The 24214-nt window shown below is 38.1% G+C and carries 20 protein-coding genes; 18 read left to right on the forward strand and 2 right to left on the reverse strand.

What is annotated here, in order from left to right:
• Window positions 1-214: 214 nt before the first annotated feature.
• The 11 genes from lspA (at window position 215) to pyrE (ending at window position 11899) form a co-directional block, all read left to right on the forward strand.
• A complete protein-coding gene (gene lspA / locus D8M04_RS10355; protein WP_121522839.1) occupies window positions 215-676 on the forward strand; it encodes a signal peptidase II in 462 nt (153 codons plus the stop codon).
• A gap of 4 nt (window positions 677-680) precedes the next feature.
• The gene (locus D8M04_RS10360) at window positions 681-1592 is read left to right on the forward strand and encodes an RluA family pseudouridine synthase (protein WP_121522840.1); all 912 of its coding nucleotides are present in this window, start codon (window positions 681-683) and stop codon (window positions 1590-1592) included.
• A 187-nt stretch (window positions 1593-1779) separates the two neighbouring features.
• The gene (pyrR, locus tag D8M04_RS10365) at window positions 1780-2322 is read left to right on the forward strand and encodes a bifunctional pyr operon transcriptional regulator/uracil phosphoribosyltransferase PyrR (protein ID WP_121522841.1); all 543 of its coding nucleotides are present in this window, start codon (window positions 1780-1782) and stop codon (window positions 2320-2322) included.
• A 159-nt stretch (window positions 2323-2481) separates the two neighbouring features.
• Entirely contained in the window at window positions 2482-3408 is a 927-nt protein-coding gene (locus tag D8M04_RS10370; RefSeq protein ID WP_121522842.1) for an aspartate carbamoyltransferase catalytic subunit, read from the forward strand.
• Entirely contained in the window at window positions 3365-4669 is a 1305-nt protein-coding gene (locus tag D8M04_RS10375; RefSeq protein ID WP_121522843.1) for a dihydroorotase, read from the forward strand. Before D8M04_RS10370 ends, D8M04_RS10375 begins: the two co-directional genes overlap by 44 nt.
• The gene (locus D8M04_RS10380) at window positions 4644-5744 is read left to right on the forward strand and encodes a carbamoyl phosphate synthase small subunit (RefSeq protein WP_121522844.1); all 1101 of its coding nucleotides are present in this window, start codon (window positions 4644-4646) and stop codon (window positions 5742-5744) included. Before D8M04_RS10375 ends, D8M04_RS10380 begins: the two co-directional genes overlap by 26 nt.
• Entirely contained in the window at window positions 5737-8934 is a 3198-nt protein-coding gene (gene carB / locus D8M04_RS10385) for a carbamoyl-phosphate synthase large subunit (RefSeq protein WP_121522845.1), read from the forward strand. Before D8M04_RS10380 ends, carB begins: the two co-directional genes overlap by 8 nt.
• Complete coding sequence (locus D8M04_RS10390) at window positions 8934-9686, forward strand: dihydroorotate dehydrogenase electron transfer subunit (RefSeq protein WP_121523143.1); 753 nt, start codon at window positions 8934-8936, stop codon at window positions 9684-9686. The genes carB and D8M04_RS10390 overlap by 1 nt, the downstream gene beginning before the upstream one ends.
• Complete coding sequence (locus D8M04_RS10395; protein ID WP_121522846.1) at window positions 9683-10600, forward strand: dihydroorotate dehydrogenase; 918 nt, start codon at window positions 9683-9685, stop codon at window positions 10598-10600. Before D8M04_RS10390 ends, D8M04_RS10395 begins: the two co-directional genes overlap by 4 nt.
• The gene (gene pyrF, locus D8M04_RS10400) at window positions 10597-11298 is read left to right on the forward strand and encodes an orotidine-5'-phosphate decarboxylase (RefSeq protein WP_121522847.1); all 702 of its coding nucleotides are present in this window, start codon (window positions 10597-10599) and stop codon (window positions 11296-11298) included. The genes D8M04_RS10395 and pyrF overlap by 4 nt, the downstream gene beginning before the upstream one ends.
• Window positions 11285-11899, forward strand: a complete 615-nt coding sequence (gene pyrE / locus D8M04_RS10405) for an orotate phosphoribosyltransferase (protein ID WP_121522848.1) — start codon at window positions 11285-11287, stop codon at window positions 11897-11899. The genes pyrF and pyrE overlap by 14 nt, the downstream gene beginning before the upstream one ends.
• Window positions 11900-12085: 186 nt before the next feature.
• On the opposite strand, the gene D8M04_RS10410 is transcribed toward pyrE, so the two are convergent.
• Complete coding sequence (locus D8M04_RS10410) at window positions 12086-12859, reverse strand: class I SAM-dependent methyltransferase (protein ID WP_187695437.1); 774 nt, start codon at window positions 12857-12859, stop codon at window positions 12086-12088.
• A gap of 102 nt (window positions 12860-12961) precedes the next feature.
• Between D8M04_RS10410 and D8M04_RS10415 the strand changes: the two genes are divergently transcribed.
• A complete protein-coding gene (locus tag D8M04_RS10415; protein ID WP_121522849.1) occupies window positions 12962-13825 on the forward strand; it encodes a LysR family transcriptional regulator in 864 nt (287 codons plus the stop codon).
• A gap of 192 nt (window positions 13826-14017) precedes the next feature.
• Here the strand turns inward: D8M04_RS10415 and D8M04_RS10420 are convergent, their stop codons facing one another.
• On the reverse strand, window positions 14018-15727 hold the full coding sequence (locus D8M04_RS10420; RefSeq protein WP_121522850.1) for an Rqc2 family fibronectin-binding protein: 1710 nt from the start codon (window positions 15725-15727) through the stop codon (window positions 14018-14020).
• A 171-nt stretch (window positions 15728-15898) separates the two neighbouring features.
• On the opposite strand from D8M04_RS10420, the gene D8M04_RS10425 reads away from it, so the two are divergent.
• From D8M04_RS10425 to priA, 6 genes are all read left to right on the forward strand, one after another.
• A complete protein-coding gene (locus tag D8M04_RS10425) occupies window positions 15899-18550 on the forward strand; it encodes a calcium-translocating P-type ATPase, SERCA-type (RefSeq protein WP_121522851.1) in 2652 nt (883 codons plus the stop codon).
• Between the two features lie 811 nt (window positions 18551-19361).
• Complete coding sequence (remA, locus tag D8M04_RS10430) at window positions 19362-19622, forward strand: extracellular matrix/biofilm regulator RemA (protein WP_121522852.1); 261 nt, start codon at window positions 19362-19364, stop codon at window positions 19620-19622.
• A 19-nt stretch (window positions 19623-19641) separates the two neighbouring features.
• Window positions 19642-20256: a guanylate kinase gene (gene gmk, locus D8M04_RS10435; RefSeq protein ID WP_121522853.1), complete on the forward strand. Its 615-nt coding sequence runs from the start codon at window positions 19642-19644 to the stop codon at window positions 20254-20256.
• 2 nt (window positions 20257-20258) lie between these two features.
• The gene (rpoZ, locus tag D8M04_RS10440; protein ID WP_121522854.1) at window positions 20259-20453 is read left to right on the forward strand and encodes a DNA-directed RNA polymerase subunit omega; all 195 of its coding nucleotides are present in this window, start codon (window positions 20259-20261) and stop codon (window positions 20451-20453) included.
• Between the two features lie 132 nt (window positions 20454-20585).
• Complete coding sequence (coaBC, locus tag D8M04_RS10445; RefSeq protein ID WP_121522855.1) at window positions 20586-21797, forward strand: bifunctional phosphopantothenoylcysteine decarboxylase/phosphopantothenate--cysteine ligase CoaBC; 1212 nt, start codon at window positions 20586-20588, stop codon at window positions 21795-21797.
• The gene (gene priA / locus D8M04_RS10450; RefSeq protein WP_121522856.1) at window positions 21797-24205 is read left to right on the forward strand and encodes a primosomal protein N'; all 2409 of its coding nucleotides are present in this window, start codon (window positions 21797-21799) and stop codon (window positions 24203-24205) included. Before coaBC ends, priA begins: the two co-directional genes overlap by 1 nt.
• Window positions 24206-24214: the final 9 nt, after the last annotated feature.

Raw genomic sequence — 24214 nt, forward strand, 5'->3', positions numbered from 1 at the left:
CCCGCGGAAAGCGTACTGCCCGCAGCGGAAATCACCAGCATATATTTACAGTGTGTTTTCGGTATGACACGATAAACTATCTTGAATTCAGTTAATCAGCTTTTTCTATCGACTTCATAACAAAAAAGTGCTACTTACTATACGCTTAACATTGAAAAATTAACCATAAACGTATAAGATAAATAAGACTTAAGTTAGATTCGGGGGAGAAGAAATGTATTGGTATTATCTCGTTGCAATCATCATTATCGGAATAGATCAATTAACAAAATGGATTGTTGTAAAAACAATGGAAATAGGAGAAAGTATTACTGTAATTGATGGCTTCTTCTATTTAACATCACACCGTAATCAAGGAGCTGCCTGGGGAATACTTCAAGGGCAAATGGGTTTCTTCTATATTATTACCATTATAGTTGTTCTTGGAGTTATTTTTTACATGCAAAAATACGCGAAATACGATAAAATTTTAGGCTTAGGATTAAGTTTTATCTTAGGTGGAGCAATCGGGAATTTTATCGACCGTTTGTTGAGACAAGAAGTGGTTGACTTCTTCAATTTCTACATATTTAACTATAATTTCCCTATTTTTAATATAGCTGATTCTGCTTTAACGATTGGTGTAGTATTGGTTATTATCTCAACCATCCGAGAAGAAACAAAGAAAGGAAAATAATGAAATGAGTACTTTTCAACATATTGTCACAGAGGAGCAAGCAAAGGCCAGAGTAGATAAACTACTTTCCGATATTAACCCAGAGATTTCCCGCTCACAGATCCAATCCTGGATCAGTGATGGGTACGTAACAGTAAATGGAGAAGCCGTTAAAGCAAATTACAAATGCCAAACTAAAGATCTTGTAGAATGGTCTATTCCAGAAGTAGAACCGTTACACATTACCGGAGAAAATATTCCGTTAGATATTGTCTATGAAGATGGAGATTTATTGGTTGTTAATAAACCAAAAGGAATGGTTGTCCATCCATCTGCTGGCCATCAAAGTGGTACACTTGTCCACGCTTTACTTTATCATTGTGATGATCTTTCAGGTATCAATGGTGTAGAGCGACCAGGAATTGTGCACCGTATTGATAAAGATACGAGTGGGCTATTAGTGGTTGCTAAGAATGACTTTACACATGTTCAGCTATCTGAGCAGCTAGCATCAAAAGAAATTAAACGAGCTTATGAGGCAATTGTCCATGGTGAGATACCTCATGAAACAGGTCTAATTGACGCGCCGATTGGCAGAGATTCCAAAGACAGACAGAAAATGGGCGTTGTAGAAAATGGCAAGCCTGCTGTAACTCATTTTCGAGTAATATCACGCTTTCCGGATTATACGCATATCGAATGTAGACTGGAAACAGGAAGAACGCATCAAATTCGTGTGCACATGAGATATATTGGCTATCCATTAGTAGGTGACCCGAAGTATGGTCAAAGAAAAACATTGGATACAGATGGACAAGCCCTACATGCAAAGGTGCTAGGCTTTAAGCATCCTAGAAAACAGGAATGGATGGAGTTTGAGGCAGAGCCGCCACAGTACTTTGCAGACACATTGGATTATATTAAGAAATTGTATTGACATATTCCAAAGAGTTTGAAATAATGTAACTAAGTTAATAAAGAGTCCTTTTAAAGATAGTCCCGTGAGGCTAAAAAAGGTATCGGATGAACGGTGTCATTACCGATACAAAACCCTTTTTTCCTTATGGAAAAAAGGGTTTTTTTATGTAAAGCTTCATTTTTAATGACTTGAAAGGGTGCAACAAATGAAAAAGAAAACCGAAATACTAGATGCAGCAGCGATAAACCGTGCCTTAACGCGAATGGCACATGAAATTCTTGAAAAAAATAAAGGTGGAGAGAATCTTGTTTTAATTGGGATTAAGACGAGAGGTGTCCCAATCGCCCAAAGACTCAAAGAGAAGATTAAGCAAATTGAATCCATTGATGTGCCAGTAGGTGAGATAGATATTACTTTATATCGTGACGATTTGGAAAAAACAACGATTCATGATGAGCCAGAGTTAAAAGCTACTAATATTAACGTAGAACTAACCGGCAAGACTGTTGTGCTAGCTGATGATGTATTATTTACAGGTAGAACGGTACGTGCTGCAATGGATGCAGTAATGGATCTGGGCAGACCGTCACAAATTCAATTAGGAGTACTGGTGGATAGAGGGCATAGGGAATTACCAATTCGCGCAGATTATGTTGGTAAGAATATACCTACCTCTGACAAAGAGATTATTGTTGTTCGTTTAGAAGAAACGGATCAAGCTAATTTAGTATCCATTTATGAAAAATAAAATAAGGAATCAACTTTTAACTAAATCCAGAGAGGTTTAGAAAGTTGCTAATTTGTAAACGTGTATTTTCTGAATTTGTACACGTCTACCCCTTTGCAGCTTTCTGCAAAGGGGTTTTTTAATGCCAATAATGATTCCTTTTATGAGGGAGAGAGTAGTATGAAAAGGGATTTTATATCAGTAGAACAATTATCAGTAGAAGAGATTTATAAGGTAATGAATCTAGCGGAGTATTATCGTCTGGAAGACATTCATTTAAATAATGGGTATTTCGTTGCTAATTTATTCTTTGAGCCTAGCACAAGAACAAAGATGAGCTTTGTTGTAGCAGAGAGACGATTAGGATTAGAAGTACTCGATTTTCATGCGGAAGCATCTAGTGTACTAAAAGGAGAATCTCTCTATGATACGGCAAAAACTTTTGAAGCGATTGGTGCAAATATGCTAGTCATTCGCCATGAAGCTGATGATTGGTATGAGGAGCTTCAAAACAAACTTTCGATCCCCATCATAAACGCTGGAGCTGGCAAGCAGGAGCATCCTACTCAGTGTATGCTTGATCTTTTAACCATCTATCAGGAGTTTCATACTTTCGAAGGTTTAAAAATCTGTATTGTCGGTGATATCAGGCATAGTCGAGTAGCGAGGTCTAATGCTAACGCTTTAAAAAGGCTCGGGGCAGATGTAAGCTTATGCGCTGCTCCGGGTTTTGAGGATGCTTCTCTGGATTTTCCATATATGACGATCGATGAAGCGGCAGATAAGTGTAATGTTCTTATGCTACTCCGTATCCAGCATGAACGCCATGAATATCAATCTGAAACAACGAATTATCTTGAACAATATGGACTTACGAAATGCCGCGAAAGAAGAATGAAACCGAATGCGATTATTATGCATCCAGCACCGATAAATCGTAATGTCGAGATCGATACGGATTTAGTCGAATGCGAACGGTCACGGATTTTTAAACAAATGAACAATGGTGTTTATATTCGTATGGCTACGATGATGTACTTATTCAAAGAATGGGGGATGACCAATGAAAGTCTTACTAACAAATGGCAAACGTTTGCTACCATCTAATGAATTAATTGATTGTGAAGTATTAATTGAGGATAACCAGATTAAAAAAATTGCAACAGGGATTCAAGAGGATGCGAACGAAACGGTAAATCTAAAAGGGAACCTTATTTTACCAGGTTTTATTGATGTCCACATTCACCTAAGAGAACCAGGGGGAGAACATAAAGAAACGATTCTTACTGGCACGAAAGCTGCTGCTCGTGGTGGATATACGACGGTATGTGCCATGCCAAACACGAATCCAGTGCCGGACAGCGCCCAATCGGTAAAGGCATTATTGGAAAGAATCGAGAGTGATGCTCAAGTGCGTGTATTACCATATGCTTCTATTACAAAGGGGCTTAAAGGAGAAGAATTAACGAATATTAAAGAGCTTGCAGAGATGAATGTATTTGCTTTTACAGATGATGGAGTTGGAATTCAAACCGCTGATCAAATGCTTCAAGCAATGCGGCTAGCAAGTAAAGCTGGTGTCCCAGTAGTTGCCCATTGTGAGGATAATTCCCTTATTTATGGTGGAGTTGTTCATGATGGGAAAGTAAGTCAAAGACTAGGTTTACCGGGTATTCCTTCTTTAGCGGAATCCGTTCAGATTGCTAGAGATGTATTACTAGCAGAAGAAGCGAATTGTCATTATCATGTTTGCCATGTAAGTACAAAGGAATCGGTACGTGTCATACGTGACGCAAAACGAGCGGGTATTCATGTAACTGCTGAAGTAACACCGCACCATCTATTATTGAACGAAAGCGACATCTTAAAAAATGATGCAAATTACAAAATGAATCCACCTTTGCGTTCGAAAGAAGATCAAGAGGCATTGTTGGAAGCTCTTTTAGACGGAACCATTGATTTTATTGCAACAGATCATGCGCCACATGCTGCAGATGAGAAAGCAAAAGGGATGCTCGATGCACCATTTGGAATTGTGGGATTAGAAACAGCATTTCCACTACTTTATACGCACCTTGTAAAAACGAACAAAATTACACTGGCCCAATTAGTAGAATGGATGACAGTGAAACCGGCAAAAACATTTGGCTTACCATATGGAGTTCTTGAGGAAAATCATATAGCAGACATCACTGTAGTTCAATTAGATGAAGGAACGGCAATTGACAAAGAAACTTTCTATTCCAAAGGGAAAAACACTCCTTTTAATGGATGGAAGGTTTATGGAAATCCAGCTTTAACTATCGCCGAAGGAAAAATAGTTTATAGCAAGGAGGATGTACATGTTCAAACGACAATTAGTTCTTGAGGATGGAACTGTATTAATCGGAGAGGGATTCGGCAGTGAACGGGTTTCAAAAGGGGAAGTTGTATTTAACACAGGGATGACAGGATACCAAGAGGTCATTACCGACCCATCTTATTGTGGACAAATTGTGGTTATGACATATCCGCTTATTGGGAATTATGGAGTCAATCGGGATGATTTTGAAACGGTTTCTCCATACATTCATGGCCTTGTTGTAAAGGAAGCAAATGAACATCCATCGAACTTCAGAAATGAAGAAAGCTTAGATCAATTCTTAAAAGCACATGATATACCAGGAATTTCCGGCGTCGATACCCGCAAATTGACAAAAATAATTCGGAAGTACGGTACCATGAAAGCAGTCATTGCTGATATGAATGTAACAGCAGAAGAATTAGTTGCCGAAATGAAAGTGAACGAACTTCCAAGAGATGGAGTAAAACGAACATCTACAACCAGACCTTATGTTGTTCCTGGTAGAGGGTTACGTATTGTAATGGTAGATTTCGGTGCTAAGCATGGTATTTTAAGAGAATTAACAAAGCGTAATTGCCATATAACTGTTGTACCATATAACTATTCTGCAGAGAATATTTTACGACTGAAACCGGATGGGGTAATGCTGACCAATGGACCGGGAGATCCAAAAGATGTTCCGGAAGCAATTCATATGATTAAGCAAGTAATAGGCAATATTCCTATCTTTGGAATTTGCTTAGGGCACCAGTTATTGGCACTAGCAAACGGAGCAGATACAGAAAAGATGAAATTCGGCCATCGTGGTGCAAACCATCCTGTTAAAGATATACGGACTAACAAAACGTACTTAACTTCGCAAAATCATAGTTACGCTGTCAGTAAAGCGTCATTAAAAAATACTGACTTGGAATTAACGCAAATAGCACTTAACGATAACACGGTCGAAGGATTAAAACATAAAGTCTACCCAGTATTTTCAGTACAATATCATCCAGAAGCATCACCAGGACCAGAAGATACGAATTATTTATTTGATGAATTTCTCAATATAATAAAAGACAATCAAAAGAAAAAAGAGGTGGAAGTCTATGCCTAAAAATACATCTATACAGAAGATTTTAGTTATTGGTTCTGGTCCTATTATTATTGGGCAAGCGGCAGAGTTTGACTACTCGGGCACCCAAGCCTGTCAAGCTTTGAAAGAAGAAGGCTATACGGTGATATTAGCAAACTCCAATCCAGCTACAATTATGACCGACCAAACCGTAGCAGACAAAATATATATGGAGCCACTTACTGTCGAGTTTTTAACTAAAATTATTCATAAAGAAAAACCAGATGCCCTTCTACCTACTTTAGGTGGACAGACAGGATTAAATCTAGCAATGGATCTAGAGAATTCTGGGGTATTAGATAGATATGGAATCACTTTGTTAGGTACCTCTTTAGAAGCAATCCAAAAGGCTGAGGACCGAGAGCAATTTCGTGATTTAATGCAGAAGTTAAACGAACCAGTTCCAGAGAGCACCATTGTTCATACAGTGGAACAAGCACTTCGCTTCGCTGAGGAGATCGGTTTTCCATTAATCGTTCGTCCTGCATTTACACTCGGTGGAACAGGTGGTGGGATGTGCTATAATCTTGAAGATTTGAAAGAGATTACAAAAAACGGACTTTCTCTATCGCCTGTAAATCAATGTTTGATAGAACGTAATATCGCCGGGTTTAAAGAAATTGAATACGAAGTAATGCGTGATTCTAACGATCAGGCCATCGTGGTATGTAATATGGAAAATATCGATCCCGTAGGAATTCATACTGGGGATTCGATGGTCGTAGCTCCATCACAAACGCTAAGTGACAGAGAATACCATATGCTTCGAAATGCTTCCTTAAAGATTATTCGTGCTTTAAAAATAGAAGGTGGCTGTAATGTACAGCTTGCTCTGGACCCAGATAGTTTTGATTATTTTATTATTGAGGTAAATCCAAGGGTTTCCCGTTCTAGTGCACTCGCATCCAAAGCGACTGGTTATCCAATTGCAAAAGTAGCTGCGAAAATTGCAGTAGGCTATACATTGGACGAAATTATTAATCCAGTCACTGGTACTACATATGCCATGTTCGAACCATCTTTAGACTATGTTGTAACAAAAATCCCTCGTTTTCCATTTGATAAATTCATAATGGGTGACAGAAGATTGGGAACACAAATGAAAGCCACAGGAGAGATTATGGCAATTGGCCGGAATTTTGAAGAATCTTTCTTAAAGGGTATCAGGTCATTAGATAGCATTTCAGAGGAATTGTGGTTGGATACGCTGGTACTTATAAACCATGATGTGCTAGTGGAACGGGTAGTAAAAGCTGATGATGAAAGGATTTTTGTTCTTGCTGAATTACTTCGCAGGGGGATGACGGTAGAAGAACTTCATTCATTAACTAAAATAGATCGCTTTTTTTTAGTGAAGTTTCAAGCAATCGTTCAATTGGAGAAAGATATAGAAAGTAATCCATTCTCCCTTGAGATATTAAGAACAGCGAAAAGAAAAGGAATTTCAGATGTCCAATTAGCAAGACTTTGGAATACCAGTTTAGATAAGGTCTATCAACTTCGGATGGCGAATAGTATCCAACCAATTTATAAAATGGTAGATACCTGTGCTGCTGAATTTGAATCAGCAACTCCATATTTCTATAGTACGTATGAGGAAGAAAATGAATCTGTTGTAAATAATCGAAAGAAAATACTTGTATTAGGTTCTGGACCAATCCGAATCGGGCAAGGAATTGAATTTGACTATGCAACGGTTCATTCAGTGAAAGCAATTAAAGAGATGGGCTATGAAGCGATTATTATGAATAATAATCCTGAAACAGTTTCAACGGATTTTAGTATCTCCGATAAGTTGTACTTCGAACCATTAACATTAGAAGATGTGATGCATGTTGTTGAATTAGAAAGGCCAGAGGGAGTTATTGTCCAATTTGGTGGCCAAACAGCTATTAATCTTGCGGAAGGTTTAAGTCGAAGAGGTGTGAAGATTCTTGGAACAAGCTTAGAATCGATTGATGCAGCAGAAGATCGTGACAAATTTGAGCAGCTGCTTGATAATCTAAATTTGGTACGACCTAAAGGGAAAGCAGTTCGAAAATATGAAGATGCTATTACGGTAGCTAATGAGATAGGATATCCAGTCCTTGTCCGACCATCCTATGTTATTGGTGGAAGTAAGATGGAAATTGTACACCATGACGAAGAGTTACAAGCTTATTTAGCTAAATCTGACAATATTAATCCTGAACACCCTATTTTAATTGATCAGTATCTCACTGGAATGGAAGTCGAGGTAGATGCCATTTGCGATGGAGAAACAACCATTATACCTGGTATTATGGAGCATATTGAACGTTCTGGTGTTCACTCCGGTGATTCTATGGCTGTTTATCCTCCACAGCGAATCTCTAAATCTATTAATGAGGCCTTACTGGACTCGACAATCAAGATCGCCAAAGCCTTACAAATTAAAGGGTTGGTTAATATTCAATTTATCGTACGCGAAGAAGAGGTTTACGTGATTGAAGTGAACCCTCGTGCAAGCAGAACTATTCCATTCCTAAGTAAGATTACGGGCGTAACGATGGCAAACATTGCAACGAAATGTATACTGGGAACTAAGTTAAGGGATCTAGGCTTTAAGACAGGGATTTTACCAGAGAAGAAACAAGTATCTGTCAAGATACCAGTATTCTCCTTCGCAAAATTACGGAGCGTAGATACCATATTGGGACCAGAAATGAAATCAACAGGAGAAGCAATTGGTTACGATAAGACATTGGAAAAGGCTTTATATAAAGGGCTATTAGCCGCTGGTATCCAAGTGCCCCAAGAGGGTGGAGTTCTCTTAACTGTTGCGGATAAGGATAAAGAGGAAATGTTAGAAATTGCAACCCGATTCTATAAGCTAGGCTTTCATCTCTATGCAACGAGTGGAACGGCAAAATATATCCAAGATTCCTATATCCATGTAACAGAAGTATCAAAAGTAGGTGCAGATAAACCAAATGTTTTATCCATTATAGAAGAAGGAAAAGTACAGTTTGTCGTCAACACAATGAGCTCTAGGAACAAGCCTCGTTCCGATGGCTTTATTATTCGGAGGCAGGCAGTAGAGCATGGAATTCCTTGTTTAACTAGCTTAGATACAGCGACAGCGATTGTTAATGTCATTGACTCAACCACATTTAGTGCTAATCCTATTTCAGATAAAGAGGCTGTTATATGATGATCAGTAAAGAAATAATGCAAATTTTATCAGTAAGCGAGATCGCTTCAGAGACGGTAGAAATGGTTCTCAGAAATGAGTATATTAGTGAACAGGCGATTCCTGGTCAGTTTCTCCATATTTTAATAGATGGCCATACATTGAGACGGCCGATATCCATAGCGGATATTAATAGAGAATCAAAAACAGTAACCATCCTTTTTAAAATTATTGGTGATGGTACGAAAACACTTGCTGGCTTTAAAGAGGGAATGGAGATAGACGTATTAGGTCCGAGTGGAAATGGGTTCCTCATTGAAGAACAAGATTCAGTAGTGCTATTAATTGGTGGAGGAATCGGGGTTCCACCGATGTATTATTTAGCAAGAACCATGGTCAAAAAAGGAAAGAAAGTAATTGCGGTCTTAGGGTTCCAATCCAAGTCACACGTATTTTACGAAGAGAAGTTTAAGGAATTAGGAGAGACCATTGTTGTTACAAATGATGGCTCCTATGGGGAGCGAGGTTTTGTTACGGATATTCTTGGTAAAATTGGATCTTTTGATACGTATTATTCGTGTGGCCCAGTACCAATGCTAAGAGCGGTTACTAATGAGTTACAGGGGCGTCGTGGATTTATCTCCATCGAAGAACGAATGGGTTGTGGCGTTGGTGCATGTTTGGCTTGTGTCATACCAGCTACTGACGAAAAGGGTTATAAAAAGATTTGCAGTGATGGTCCTGTTTTCGATGCAAGGGAGGTAACGTTATGAATAAGCTAGCAGTAGAATTGCCAGGATTATCACTAAAAAACCCAATTATGCCTGCATCAGGATGTTTTGGTTTCGGCAGAGAGTACAGTGATTTTTATGATTTAAGTAAGTTAGGGGCAGTTATTATGAAGGCTGCAACAGGAGAAAGGCGTCTAGGCAATCCAACACCAAGAGTAGCAGAAACAAATTCTGGGATGCTTAATGCTATCGGATTACAGAATCCAGGAGTAGAGGCAATCATTCGGGAAGAAGTTCCCTTTTTAGCACAGTATAATACGAATATTATTGCCAATATCGCTGGAAGTACAATAGAAGAGTATGAAGAAGTCGCGCTTGCTTTTAATGATACAGAAGATGTGCAGGCACTAGAATTAAATATCTCTTGCCCCAATGTCAAGGAGGGGGGGATTCAATTTGGAACAGATCCGATGATGGCTGCCCGGGTGACAGAAGTAGTGAAAAAGGCTAGTAATCTCCCTGTCTATGTAAAACTTTCACCTAATGTATCCAATATAGTAGAGATGGCGCAAGCAGTAGAAGCTGCAGGTGCAGATGGCCTTTCCATGATTAATACCCTAACGGGAATGCAAATCCATTTGCCTACAAGAACGCCGTTGCTTGCCAATAAAACAGGTGGACTATCTGGTTCAGCTATTAAACCGATTGCCATTCGAATGATTTATGAGGTAAAACAGCATGTTTCCATCCCGATTATTGGAATGGGAGGCGTTTCTACAGCAGAGGATGTGGTTGAATTCTTGCTTGCCGGAGCGAGTGGTGTTGCAGTCGGAACAGCTAACTTTACAAATCCTTTTGTTTGCTCAGATATTATTGATGAGCTTCCACGCACTTTGAAAAAATATGGTTTCGATTCTGTTAAAGAAGTAATAGGAAAGGCGGTTACGCTAGCATGACACAAGCAATCTATGTAGCTTTAGATTTTCCGAATTGGAAAGAAACCTGCCAATTCTTAACCATGCATGATTTGCAAGGTGTCCCCGTAAAAGTAGGGATGGAATTATTTTACCGGGAAGGACCACTTGTTATTGAAAAACTAAAGTCTAATAACCACCCCATTTTTCTAGATTTAAAATTACATGATATTCCCACTACTGTAGGAAGAACTATGAAAAATCTGGCTTCATTAGACATAGATTTAGTGAACGTGCATGCTTTTGGTGGCAGTGAGATGATTAAGCGTGCAAAGGAAGGATTAGGATCTTCCAATACAAAACTGGTTGCTGTTACGGTATTAACATCAATGGATAATGAAATCTTGAATAAGGAGTTAATGATTCCGAGTGATGTGAATGAAACTGCCCAGAAACTTGCATTGCTAGCAAACAAGAGTGGTGCAGACGGAGTTGTCTGCTCCGTTCATGAGGCAGAGCAGATTAAGTCTGCTTGTGGAAAGGATTTTATAACGGTGACGCCTGGAATTAGATTAGAAGGGTTTCATTCCCATGATCAAAAGCGAGTTGCAACACCTAAATATGCTTCAGAGCATGGTGCAGATATTCTTGTCATCGGGAGAAGTATCACTGGAGCAGAAGATCCGAAAAGAGCTTATTCTCAGGCATTAAAGGAGTGTGGTTTGAATGACATTAAGTAAGGAACTCGTTCGTGATTTGTTAGAAATACAAGCTGTTCAAATAAATACAGAAGAGCTTTTTACGTGGACCTCTGGTATGAAGTCTCCTATATACTGTGACAATCGCTTGACTATGTCGTATCCAAAAATTCGAAATAAGGTAACAGAAGCTTTCGTACATATGATAGAAAATCTGGATGAAAAGCCTGATGTGATTGCTGGATGTGCAACTGCAGGTATTCCACATGCAGCGTGGCTCGCAGATAAATTGAATCTACCTATGGTATATGTTCGCTCAAAACCAAAAGGACATGGTAAAGGAAATCAGATAGAAGGCGCTATTGAACAAGGGCAAAAGGTGCTTGTGATTGAAGATCTTATCTCAACAGGTGGCTCATCTATTGAGGCTGCCCAAGCCTTATTAAACGAAGGAACAAAGGTGCTGGGTGTTTTTGCTATATTTACGTACGGCTTGCAAGCGTCTATAGACAAGTTTTCTCAAGCAGGTATACCTTTTCAAACTGTAACTAACTTTGACACATTAGTCAAAGCACTTGTCGAAGATGGCAAGTTATCAGGTGAACAACAGGAGTTTTTGCTAAGCTGGCGTAATCAATTATAAGCTAAATTCGCAATCAATGATTGCTTCCAAACAATGTATTCTAGATTGTTTTTAAACTTTCAATAGTGGAATTCATGTTCTTTAAAAAAATCATCCATAGAAGTATTATGAATGATTTTTTTTCGTGCTATTTACTATTATTCAAAGTGTGATTAATAGTAAGTCTAACCATCTACAATAGACTAATTAAAATGACAGATCTTTTTTTAGCAATACCATCCATTCATCGATGGTAAACGATTGAATTTCTTCATCCTTAATAATAATTTGATAGTATTTCTTTATATCCTCTGAAGATTTTAATATATACTGCTCTACATTCGTTATATCAGCTTTGTTTGCTAATGTACGATTAACCCACTCCTTAAATGGTAATTGTTTTTTATTCTTTTTCTCTTTATCTATAACTAGATGATGAGTTTTAAAAAAACGATTCCATTCTGAAACACTGTGTGAACGATAATGACTATAGTCGCGAATCTTTTCTAAGCTGTTAATAAATTGATCATATTTCTGATTTTCAGGTGCAATATTATCAATAAGAAGAAATTTTCCATCCGCCTTTAAAACGCGCTGCACTTCTTTGATAAATGTCATAGGGTTAGGAAAGTGATGTGCTGCTATCCGGCAGGTTATGATATCAAAGCTGTTATCTAAAAAAGGCAAATCCTCTGCATCCACAATGACATAGTGAATATTATTGTAATGCTTCAAGTGACTAGCTGTATTGTCCAGCATTTCTCTCGTTAGGTCAGTAGCAAAAACAGTCTTAACGTAAGGTGCTAACTTCTTTGCAACATGGCCTCCTCCGGTTGCAATATCAAGTACCGACATTTCTTGAGTTGGATTCAGCCAACTGGGTAAAAGTGACAAATCATTCCCCTGAGCATGTGTACTGCTTTTAACGTATGATTCCTTGTTCCGTGAAAAGACTGCTTTAACATCCTTTTTATTATCCATTTTATCCCACCTCAATACCAACATATGCTATCAAATGCAATAAAGAAAATATTAATATATAATCATACTTAATAAGTATTTCTTATCAAGGGAGTAATGAGAATGAAAATAGAGGACTTTGAACTTCTTGTAAAATTAAACGAAGTTGGGACAATACGAGGAACAGCAAAAGTAATCTTAATATCGCAGCCAGCCGTTACACAACGACTTAAATATATTGAAGATTACTACGGCGAAACCATTTTTATCCGTACTCCCAAGAAGCTGATTCCAACACCAAGTGGAGAAATAATTCTCGATTACGCAAAAAAAATAATAAATAATGAGAATGAGTTAAAATTAATGCTTCAACAGGCAAGTGAGGAAGTACAAGGGACCCTTTCCATAGCTTGTTCTTCGTTAATTAGCCAGCGGTTTCTTCCATCCATCCTAGGGGAGTTTACTTCTAAATTTCCAAAAGTGACAATAGACCTTGTAACTGGAATTAGTGAGGATATCCGTCTTCAGCATAAGAACTACAATGTTTGTATCATCCGTGGTGAGAAGCTAAGGGAAAGTACGTGTATACGACTGTTCGATGACCCGTTATATATTTTCGATGTAGAACCGTTTCCTAGCGATAGATTAAAAGAGCGCCCGTTAATTTCTTTTAAAAGTGATGATAGCATGCATGAGCTAGTGGATAATTGGTTATATCATCACCAAGATAAAATTAAGCCATTAAAGGTGATGACAGTAGATCAAATTGAAACATGTAAACAATTTATGAAGCAAGGATTAGGTATGGCTGTTCTTCCGGAGAGTGTATCTGACTCAATGAAACAGGAGTATCCACATGTTCCACTTGAACTTGATGGTAAACCAGTTACTAGGGGAACGTGGGTATGCTTTCGGGAAGGTGTACGAAAGCTTCCGCAAGTGGACCATTTTATTAAAGCTTTGACTAATACAACGTTTTTACCTTAATCAATAACATACTTTATATCAAGAAGAGTTATCCTGGATACAACAACACCCGTTTTGACCTAGTAAGGAATTTTATAGGAAGCAAAAAATAAGTCTCTCATATTGATTAAAAAATAGAGTAGATAGAGTGCTAAAATTTAATTACCAAGAAATGACGTATGGAAGTTCATACGTCATTTCTATTTTAGAGTACTATTTTACTTTTAATTGATCAACGAGATCTCTAGTAGGAGTAACAAATACCGTTTTTTGATTGTCATAAATAACAAAGCCCGGCTTGGCACCACTTGGTTTTTTAACATGTCTCACTTTTGTAAAATCAACCGGTACTGACGAGGAACTTTGTGATTTACTAAAATAGGCAGCCAGCTGTGCCGCTTCTCGTAGTGTTTCTTCCGAAGGTTCCTGTGAACGAATAATAACATGAGAACCTGGAATATCCTTTGTATGGAGCCATATTTCATCTCTCCTTGCAAGTTTCATTGTCAGATATTCGTTCTGCTTATTGTTTTTACCTACGAGGATCTCGGTACCATCTGTGGCAACATACTTTTCAGGAACAGGTTTCGATGGTTTATTTTTATTTTTTGATTGTTTTCGTTGTTTTCTTAAATAACCTTCTTCTCTTAATTCTTCACGTATTTCTTCGATATCCTCTACACTGGCAACGTCAATTTGTTGAAGAAGTTGCTCAAAGTAATTAATTTCTTCTTTCGTCTTATCTATCTCCTCTGCAATAACCTGTTTTGATGTTTTCAATTTTTGGTAAGTTCGATAATAATTTTGGGCATTATCGCTAGGGGTTTTATTAGGGTTCAATTCAATCTCAAGCTGCTTTTGATCAGGGTCATAATAATCCACGACTCTCACTTTAGTGTCGCCTTTCTTCACTAGATGTAAATGGGCCGTTAATAGTTCCCCTAGACGTTGATAGTGCTCTGCATTTTCAGCTTTTTTCATGGTTTGTAAATGTTTTTTCAATTTACGCTCATTCTTGCTTTTCTCATTCTTAATAAATCGGGATAAATCTTTTGCTTGCTGGTGAACCCGGTCCCGCTCAGCCTTGCCAGAATAGAAGGCATCAAGCATCACGTTAACTGATGTGAATGATTCTCCAGCTCCATCGAATGAATAAATAGGAATGACATGAAAATCTTCTCTTTTCCCTGTATAAATCGTTGGTTCATAGTCGTTTTCTAAAAGTTGCTCTTGGACTTCTTTAAATTTATCTGAATAGACTTGCAAGGATCCTAAGTTTGCTCGGTTGACAATTTCTTGAGCGATAAATGGGGAGAATCCCATGACGTGATCGACAATTTGGCGATCTATCTTTCCCGAATTAAAATCCAGTCTTTTCATGACATCCTCTGCCTGAATGGTAAGTGGATTTAGTTTATCTTGTTTTGGTGGGGCAATATATGGTTGACCAGGTAAGATAGAACGGTAGCGATTTTGAGACATAGAAACGTGCTTCATGCTATCAATAATATGGCCTTTATCGTTATCCACAAGCATAATATTACTATGCTTGCCCATTAATTCTAGAATAAGTGATTTTTCAGTCTCATCACCGATCTCATTCCTTGTTCTAACTGAAAAGGTAATTACTCTTTCCATTTCATGCTGTTGTATCTTCTCAATGATAGCCCCAGATAGGTGCTTTCTTAGAACCATACAAAACATCGGTGCTGTTTCGGGGTTCTGATATGTATCCTTCGTAATATGAAAACGAGCATAGCTCGGATGAATGGATAATAATAAAGTATTATTTTTTCCTTGGCTGCGAACGGTAAGCACTAAATCGGTTTTTGTTGGCTGATGGATTTTTGTAATTCTGCCAGGGATAATCGATTTATTCAGTTCCTCTGTCACGGCTCTTGTAACAATACCATCGAATGGCATAAAACCACCTCTTTCCTGAGCAATTATATCATTTTTTAGGACAAGTATGCATAGTTATGAATTATAGACATCGTTATAAAAAGTATCCAATAAAAAAGGATATAAAACCCAGTTTTATTTGGTCACTTTTTTAGCCATGCAATGATAATGGATAAACTCGGAGGAATGCTGATGAAATGGTATCAATTAGATGTTGAAAGGGTAGAGCAAAAATTACATGTTACATCGAAAGAGGGACTTTCTTCAAAAAAGGTAAAAGAACGACAAAAGCAATACGGGTTAAATGAATTAGAATCACAGAAACATACACCAAGGTGGCTTATTTTCTTAGCCCAGTTCCAGGATTTTATGGTGCTTGTCTTATTAGCGGCCACGTTAATCGCTGGATTACTAGGGGAATATATTGATGCTATTGCCATAATGGTCATTGTATTAGTGAATGGATGTATTGGATATTTTCAAGAACAAAAAGCGGAAAAGTCATTAGAGAAGTTAAAAGAATTATCGGCTCCAATGGCAAATGTATTACGTGATGGGAAGTGGGAGAAGGTTTCATCACGGGAAGTGGTTGTTGGTGATGTTGTTCGGATAAATAGCGGGGACAGAATACCTGCTGATATCCGAATTGTGAAATCCGTTAGTATGGAAACAGAGGAGTCAGCGCTTACAGGTGAATCCTTACCAGTCATGAAACATGCGACGGCAATTCGAAAGGAAAATCTTGAAGCTGGTGACCAAGTCAATATGGGATTTATGGGAACATTAGTCACCCGTGGTTCTGGAATTGGAATAGTTGTAGGGACAGGGATGAATACAGTGATGGGGCAAATTGCTTCATTAATGACTAATACGAAAAAGACGATTACCCCACTTGAGAGAAGATTAGCTGAGTTAGGAAAAATATTAATCATTGTTGCTTTGTTTTTAACAGCATTAGTTGTTATGCTTGGAATTTTTCAAGGAAATCCAATGTATGAGATGTTTCTTGCCGGTGTTTCATTAGCTGTTGCTGCGATTCCTGAAGGGTTGCCAGCGATAGTTACAGTCGCACTTTCATTAGGTGTTCAACGGATGATTAAAAAGAAAGCAATTGTACGAAAGCTTTCGGCAGTAGAGACATTGGGAACCGCTTCAGTTATTTGCTCTGACAAAACGGGAACCATGACAGAAAATCAGATGACTGTTAAAGAAATTTATCTAAATGGGAACCATCTTTATGTGACTGGTGATGGATATGATATTCATGGCGATTACTATCTTAATGATAGAAAAGTAGACGAGCATTATCCTAATTTAGAGAATATGCTGCTTTATGGAATGCTATGTAATCACGCTGCATTACTTATTAAAAAAGGGAAATACCAGATTGATGGTGATCCTACAGATGGAGCGTTACTAGTAGCGGCAAGAAAGCTTGGGTTAAAAGAGATTGACGGAGAGAAGTTTCATTTAATCAAAGAAATCCCTTTTGACTCAGACAGAAAAAGGATGAGCGTTGTATTAGAGGATCAGAATGGGATGCGCTTCCTTATTACCAAAGGGGCACCAGATGTCCTGCTGCCTAGATCTACCCATGTATTAAATGGAGAAGGACGTTCCGTTTTACGTAAGGAAGATACAATAAAAATAGAAAATAGCATTAATTCAATGGCAAGTAAGGCATTAAGAACGATCGCAATTGGTATCCGTCCGTTATCAAACAAGGATTCGTTAGACGAGGCCTTTTTAGAAAAGGATCTTACTTTTATTGGATTATTTGGCATCATTGACCCTCCAAGAAAAGAAGTGAAAGGCGCCATTGCAGAGTGCAGACAAGCTGGTATTAAAACAGTAATGATTACTGGGGATCACGTAAATACAGCACGAGCAATTGCTAGTAATCTAAATATACTGCCAACCAATGGTCTGGTTTTAGAGGGGCACCAATTAAATCAAATGTCACAGGCCGAGTTAGAGGATGTTATTGATGACGCTTATGTATTTGCACGGGTTACACCGGAGCATAAGCTGAAAATTGTTAAAGCATTTCAAAGCAAAGGCCATATCGTAGCTATGACGGGAGATGGCGTGAATGATGCCCCAGCGATTAAGGCAAGTGACATTGGGATAAGCATGGGAATTGCTGGAACGGATGTTACGAAAGAAGCATCATCATTAGTATTAATGGACGATAATTTTGCAACTATTAAGGCAGCGATTAAAGAGGGAAGAAATATTTATGAGAACATTCGTAAGTTTATCAGATATTTACTTGCATCAAATGTTGGAGAAATATTGGTGATGCTTTTTGCGATGTTATTGGGATTACCACTACCGCTCGTACCTGTACAAATACTTTGGGTGAATCTAGTAACGGATGGGCTTCCAGCAATGGCGCTAGGTCTGGATAAACCAGAAGATAATGTAATGAAACGTCCACCAAGAAGTCCTCGCGAAGGTGTGTTTGGAAGAGGATTAGGCTATAAGATCATAAGCAGGGGTATATTAATTGGGCTTGTCACGTTAATTGCCTTTATGCTGACGTATCAAAACAATCCTGATAATCTTATCTATGCCCAGACCGTAGCTTTTACAACCCTAGTGATGGCACAGCTGATTCATGTGTTTGACTGCCGTACAGAAAACTCTGTATTTGATAGAAACCCATTTGAGAACATTTATTTAGTTCTAGCTGTTATATCGTCTCTTCTATTATTGCTTGTTGTTGTTTATTGGCCGCCATTACAGCCAATCTTCCATACAACAGCTTTAGCATTAAGAGACTGGATGTTTATCGTTGCATTAAGCGCAATTCCGACTGTGTTATTTGGTTTCAAAAAATAACAGAAAAGAACCGAACTGGTCTACATCACCAGTTCGGTTCTTTTACGTTTTACATGTTGATTTTATATTTTTTTGCCTTGTAATCTTTTGCAAGTGATAAAAATTGCTGATTAGCTGAATTCAGAATAGCGGGTAACACCGCTACGGAAATACACTACGCTTTCCGCGGGCGCTGTTGAGCCTCCTCGAGACTGTCGTCTCTCCGGGGTCTCAACTAGGCTTTTCATCCCGCAGGAGTCTACGTGTATTTCCTCCGCTGAATTGTGCTTTTTAATCTTTAAATATAGGATGGTGGATACATCCCCCAATTACATGAAGTGATTGTAGCGGAGGGCAGTCGACTCCTGCGGGAAAAGCAACAAGCGAAGACCCCGCAGGAAGTGGTAAGGAACAAAGGCTAAGAACGCCACGTCCTGTGGCAACGCCTTTATGACCAACATCCTGTTGGCCCGAGGCTGAGACGTTGCCCGCGGAAAGCGTACTGCCCGCAGCGGAAATCACGAGCGCATATTTCTAATGTGATTCCATACTCTATATATTTTGCACGATATACTGAATTAAACTAATCAGAAGTCTATCTAAATTCCTTATCATACAACAATCTTTTCAAAATCAATTTTAAGAGTTTGTGTAATATTGAAAAAAGGAAAGCATTCTGGAAGAAAAGAAAGAATAAGTGCAAAAATAAGTGTATAACTTGATTTTATTCTATCTTTTTACTTATACTTTATAGTATAATTATTAATCGGTATCGTAATCATGGTACGAATAAATATATACATAATAAAGAATCTAGGCTGGGGGGAAAAAGGTGACATTACGTCTTATTAATATTGGGTTTGGTAATGTGGTTTCGGCAAATCGGATTATTTCCATTGTTTCACCAGAATCAGCACCCATTAAACGTATAATCACAGTAGCAAGAGAGAATAATAAACTAATTGATGCAACTTACGGTAGAAGAACTAGAGCTGTTATTATTACTGATAGTGATCACGTCGTATTATCTGCTGTACAGCCAGAGACGGTCGGACAACGTGTAATCAGTAATGAAGATACAGGCGAAGAGTAATTATTTAGGAGGAACTAATTTGAAAGATGAGAAAGGCATTTTATTTGTCCTGTCTGGTCCTTCAGGAGTTGGAAAGGGTACGGTAAGAAAGAGGCTTTTTGAAAAGGCAACAGACCTAAAGTACTCCATTTCAATGACAACAAGGAATAGGCGACCTAGTGAAAAGGATGGAGTCGATTACTTCTATAAATCAACGGAAGAATTTGAGGCGCTAATTGCTCAGAATGAACTATTAGAATATGCGAAATATGTCAATAATTATTATGGAACACCTCGAAAATATGTGGAGGAGACACTTGCGAAAGGTTCAGATGTATTTTTAGAAATTGAAGTGCAAGGCGCTATGCAAGTGAAACAAAACTTTCCTGAAGGTGTATTTATCTTCTTATTTCCGCCAAGCTTAGAAGAACTGAAGAATCGAATTGTTAATCGTGGAACAGAATCGGAAGAGCTAGTACTTAATCGGTTAAAGGAAGCAAGTAAGGAAATTGAGATGATGGAAGCTTACGATTATGTGGTTGTCAATGATCAAGTAGATCATGCTGTTGAGAAGATTGAAGCGATCATCTTAAGTGAGCATTTGAGACGAGAACGTATTGCAAAGCAATATAAAAAAATATTGGAGGCTGATTAATTATGATGTTAGAACCTTCTATCGATGTTCTGCAAGATAAAGTAAGTTCAAAGTATAAATTGGTTATTTTGTCTTCAAAACGTGCTAGACAGTTAAGTGAAACAAAAGATCTTCAAGTGGAGCATCCTAAGTCTAAGAAAAATGTTGGTTTGGCGCTTGAAGAAGTAGCTGCAGGTAAATTAAACGTTAACCAATAATGCATTTGCCCTCGTAAGAATTACGGGGGCATTCTTGTACCTTCTCCTGTAAAGATATGATAGTCTATGTATGGAAAGAAATGAAAACCAATAAATTAAGTGCTCTTACTTTTATTGGAAGGGGGACATTTCATGTTAAGTCAAAAAAATATAGTATTAGGTGTTTCAGGAGGGATTGCATCTTATAAAGCTTGCGCACTTACAAGTAAGTTAACGCAAAAGGGTGCAAATGTAAAAGTGATGATGACGGAAAATGCAGCACAGTTTGTTTCTCCTTTAACCTTTCAGGCATTATCGAGAAATCCTGTTTATATAAATACATTCGACGAAAAAGACCCAATGAAAATAGCACATATTGATTTAGCGGATTGGGCAGATTTGATTATCATTGCCCCGGCAACAGCTAACATAATTGGAAAACTAGCAAATGGTATTGCAGATGATATGTTATCAACAACATTATTAGCTTCAGAGGCGCCAGTGTATATAGCACCTGCAATGAATGTACATATGTATAAACATCCAGCAGTAATGAAGAATATGAATCAGTTAGCGGATTGGGGTTATCATTTTATTGAGCCAGGTGCAGGCTATTTAGCATGTGGATACGTAGGGAAAGGCCGATTAGAAGAACCTGAGACGATTATAAGTGTGCTGGAAGCCCATCAGCAAGACCATACATCTCATAGTTTAGAAGGAAAAACGGTACTAGTATCCGCTGGTCCTACTAGAGAAAAGGTAGATCCAATCCGTTTTTTTACAAATCGTTCTAGTGGAAAAATGGGGTTTGCTATAGCCGAAGCAGCAGCTGACCTGGGAGCCACAGTAAACTTAGTAACTGGGCCAACAAACCAAACAATAACTCACCCAAATATAAATAGAATAGATGTAGAATCTGCTGAAGAAATGTATGAGGCGATACATCGTTATTATGAGAACAGTGATATTGTAATAAAAGCTGCAGCAGTCGCAGATTATCGGCCAAAGCAAGTACATGAACAAAAAATGAAAAAACAAGAAGGAGACTTACTGTTAGAGCTGGAACGAACGAAAGATATACTGAAATCGCTCGGCGAAAAGAAAACACACCAATTCCTTGTAGGATTTGCTGCAGAAACATCAGACCCTATCGAGTATGGACTAGGTAAACTTAGAAAGAAAAACTTGGATGCCATTGTTGTGAATAACGTTACAGCAGAAGGTGCTGGATTTGGAAATGATACAAATATAGTTACCTATATTAATAAGGACGAGAAACAAATACCAGTTGAGCTCTCTTCTAAGAAAGAAGTAGCAAATAAACTCTTCCAATTTATTGTGCATGATATGAAGGGTGATCGTTAGTGGATATAGCAAAAGTGATTGTAGATGTACCAGCAAGCTCCATAGACCAAACTTTTGATTACCGTATTCCAGAAAAATATCAAGCAATTATTGCCCCTGGAATGCGAGTTATTGTTCCATTTGGTCCTAGAAAAATTATGGGGTTTGTAGTAAGCATTGTTAGTCATTCTGAATTTAGTAAGCTTAAGAATATTGAACAGGTATTAGATATGACACCCGTTTTAACCGAGGAATTATTAGAATTAGGTAAGTGGTTAGCCAATCATACAATGAGCCTCTCCATTACTGCATTACAAGCCATGCTTCCTCAAGTGTTGAAATCTAAATATGATAAAGAGATTGTAAAGCTTACAAATGAACCCCTGGAAGAAGAGTTGGAAATGCTCTTCGCGGGGAGAGATGTGATTACTTTTGATGAGTTTGAACAATCCAACATCAGTTATTATCAATTACAAAAAGCGATACATGCTGGAGATGTTCTCATTGATTATATAGTGAAATCCAAGATTACGAAGAAATATATTACAATGGTTCAACCTGTTCGTGAAGCATATCTGCTAGAAGAAGCTTACGTGGAACTTCCTCATCAAGCGAAGAAGCAGAAAGAAATGCTTGCATTTTTTATCCAGCATCCTGAACCTGTTGAAATGAAGAAATTGCTTGCCATTCTCAAGACAACAAGAAGCACTCTGAAGGCTTTAGAAGATAAAAATTTGTTAAAAACATATAAAGAAGAAATATACAGAAACCCCTATGATGATGAGAGCATTCAACGTACAGTAGCTTTACCATTAACAGACGAACAACAAGATGCTATCCAGCCCATAAATGAAGCGATTCTCTATGATAAACATGATGTATTCCTTTTACATGGAGTAACTGGCAGTGGCAAAACAGAAGTATATTTACAAGCGATTCAGCAAGTGCTGGAATTAGGAAAAGAAGCGATCGTATTAGTACCGGAAATCTCATTAACTCCACAGATGGTTAATCGCTTTAAGGGGAGATTCGGGTCTAAGGTAGCGGTTATGCATAGTGCGCTATCTGCGGGAGAGAAATTTGATGAGTGGAGAAGGATTCATCAAAAAGAAGTAAGTGTTGTCGTGGGAGCCAGGTCAGCGGTTTTTGCTCCTTTTGAAAATCTGGGAATTATTATAATCGATGAGGAGCATGAAACAACATACAAGCAGGAAGACCAACCACGTTATCATGCTCGTGATGTTGCAATCCATCGGGGAGAAAATCATCATTGCCCAGTTATTCTTGGTAGTGCCACACCGACTTTAGAATCCTATGCAAGGGCAACCAAGGATGTGTATAAACTAGCTACTCTTAGTAAAAGAACGAACAATATGCCGATGCCGAATGTAGAAATAGTGGATATGAGGCAAGAGTTACATGCGGGTAATCGCTCTATGTTCTCTAGAACTTTAAAAGAAAAAATGGAAGACTGTATTAAAAAAGAGCAGCAAATTGTTTTATTATTGAATAGGAGAGGCTATTCCACGTTTGTGATGTGCAGGGATTGTGGTCATGTAAAGGAATGCCCACATTGTGATATTGCACTGACTTATCATAAAAATACGAACCGGCTAAAATGTCATTATTGTTCCTATGAAGAAATGGTGCCAGTAGAATGTCCAGAGTGTAACAGTGATTTAATTCGATACTTTGGTACAGGAACACAGCGGGTAGAGGAGTCACTAACCGAACTTATTCCGCAAGCAAGAGTACTCCGAATGGATGTTGATACTACAAGGAAAAAAGGGTCACACGAAAGGATTCTTAGGGAATTTTCCAATCATAAAGCAGACATTCTGCTTGGGACTCAAATGATTGCCAAGGGGTTGGATTTTGGGAACGTTACACTTGTAGGCGTTCTAACTGCTGATTCCATGCTGCATTTACCAGATTTTCGTTCCAGTGAGAAGACATTCCAATTATTAACACAGGTAAGTGGTCGAGCTGGAAGACATGAGTTAACTGGAGAAGTTATTGTGCAGACTTATACTCCGGAACATTATAGTATACAACTTGCTAGTGAATATAATTTTAATGATTTTTATAAAAAAGAGATGGGGATGCGTAAGAAATTTCACTATCCACCATATTATTATTTAGTGTTAATCACGGTTTCTCACGAGAATAAAGTAAAAGTGGTGCAAACGACACAAAAAATAGTACAACTAATAAGCAACAAGTTAAATAATACATCAATGGTTCTAGGTCCGACACCATCTCCTATCCCGCGTATTAAGGATAGATATCGATATCAATGCATGATAAAATACAGAAATGAACCACACTTACGTCAGTATTTACATAAAATTGTAGATTTGTTTTCAGAAGAAACGCGAAAAGATGAGCTTTTTATTTCTATTGATATGCAACCTTATCATCTGATGTAATTATAGAAA

This window comes from Oceanobacillus piezotolerans (assembly GCF_003665065.1).
Taxonomy (GTDB): domain Bacteria; phylum Bacillota; class Bacilli; order Bacillales; family Amphibacillaceae; genus Oceanobacillus; species Oceanobacillus piezotolerans.

Excerpts from the sequence above, each read along its gene's own strand:
- lspA (WP_121522839.1), top strand. The coding sequence starts at position 215 with ATGTATTGGTATTATCTCGTTGCAATCATCATTATCGGAATAGATCAA.
- D8M04_RS10360 (WP_121522840.1), top strand. The coding sequence starts at position 681 with ATGAGTACTTTTCAACATATTGTCACAGAGGAGCAAGCAAAGGCCAGA.
- pyrR (WP_121522841.1), top strand. The coding sequence starts at position 1,780 with ATGAAAAAGAAAACCGAAATACTAGATGCAGCAGCGATAAACCGTGCC.
- D8M04_RS10370 (WP_121522842.1), top strand. The coding sequence starts at position 2,482 with ATGAAAAGGGATTTTATATCAGTAGAACAATTATCAGTAGAAGAGATT.
- D8M04_RS10375 (WP_121522843.1), top strand. The coding sequence starts at position 3,365 with ATGAAAGTCTTACTAACAAATGGCAAACGTTTGCTACCATCTAATGAA.
- D8M04_RS10380 (WP_121522844.1), top strand. The coding sequence starts at position 4,644 with ATGTTCAAACGACAATTAGTTCTTGAGGATGGAACTGTATTAATCGGA.
- carB (WP_121522845.1), top strand. The coding sequence starts at position 5,737 with ATGCCTAAAAATACATCTATACAGAAGATTTTAGTTATTGGTTCTGGT.
- D8M04_RS10390 (WP_121523143.1), top strand. The coding sequence starts at position 8,934 with ATGATCAGTAAAGAAATAATGCAAATTTTATCAGTAAGCGAGATCGCT.
- D8M04_RS10395 (WP_121522846.1), top strand. The coding sequence starts at position 9,683 with ATGAATAAGCTAGCAGTAGAATTGCCAGGATTATCACTAAAAAACCCA.
- pyrF (WP_121522847.1), top strand. The coding sequence starts at position 10,597 with ATGACACAAGCAATCTATGTAGCTTTAGATTTTCCGAATTGGAAAGAA.
- pyrE (WP_121522848.1), top strand. The coding sequence starts at position 11,285 with ATGACATTAAGTAAGGAACTCGTTCGTGATTTGTTAGAAATACAAGCT.
- D8M04_RS10410 (WP_187695437.1), bottom strand. The coding sequence starts at position 12,859 with ATGGATAATAAAAAGGATGTTAAAGCAGTCTTTTCACGGAACAAGGAA.
- D8M04_RS10415 (WP_121522849.1), top strand. The coding sequence starts at position 12,962 with ATGAAAATAGAGGACTTTGAACTTCTTGTAAAATTAAACGAAGTTGGG.
- D8M04_RS10420 (WP_121522850.1), bottom strand. The coding sequence starts at position 15,727 with ATGCCATTCGATGGTATTGTTACAAGAGCCGTGACAGAGGAACTGAAT.
- D8M04_RS10425 (WP_121522851.1), top strand. The coding sequence starts at position 15,899 with ATGAAATGGTATCAATTAGATGTTGAAAGGGTAGAGCAAAAATTACAT.
- rpoZ (WP_121522854.1), top strand. The coding sequence starts at position 20,259 with ATGATGTTAGAACCTTCTATCGATGTTCTGCAAGATAAAGTAAGTTCA.
- coaBC (WP_121522855.1), top strand. The coding sequence starts at position 20,586 with ATGTTAAGTCAAAAAAATATAGTATTAGGTGTTTCAGGAGGGATTGCA.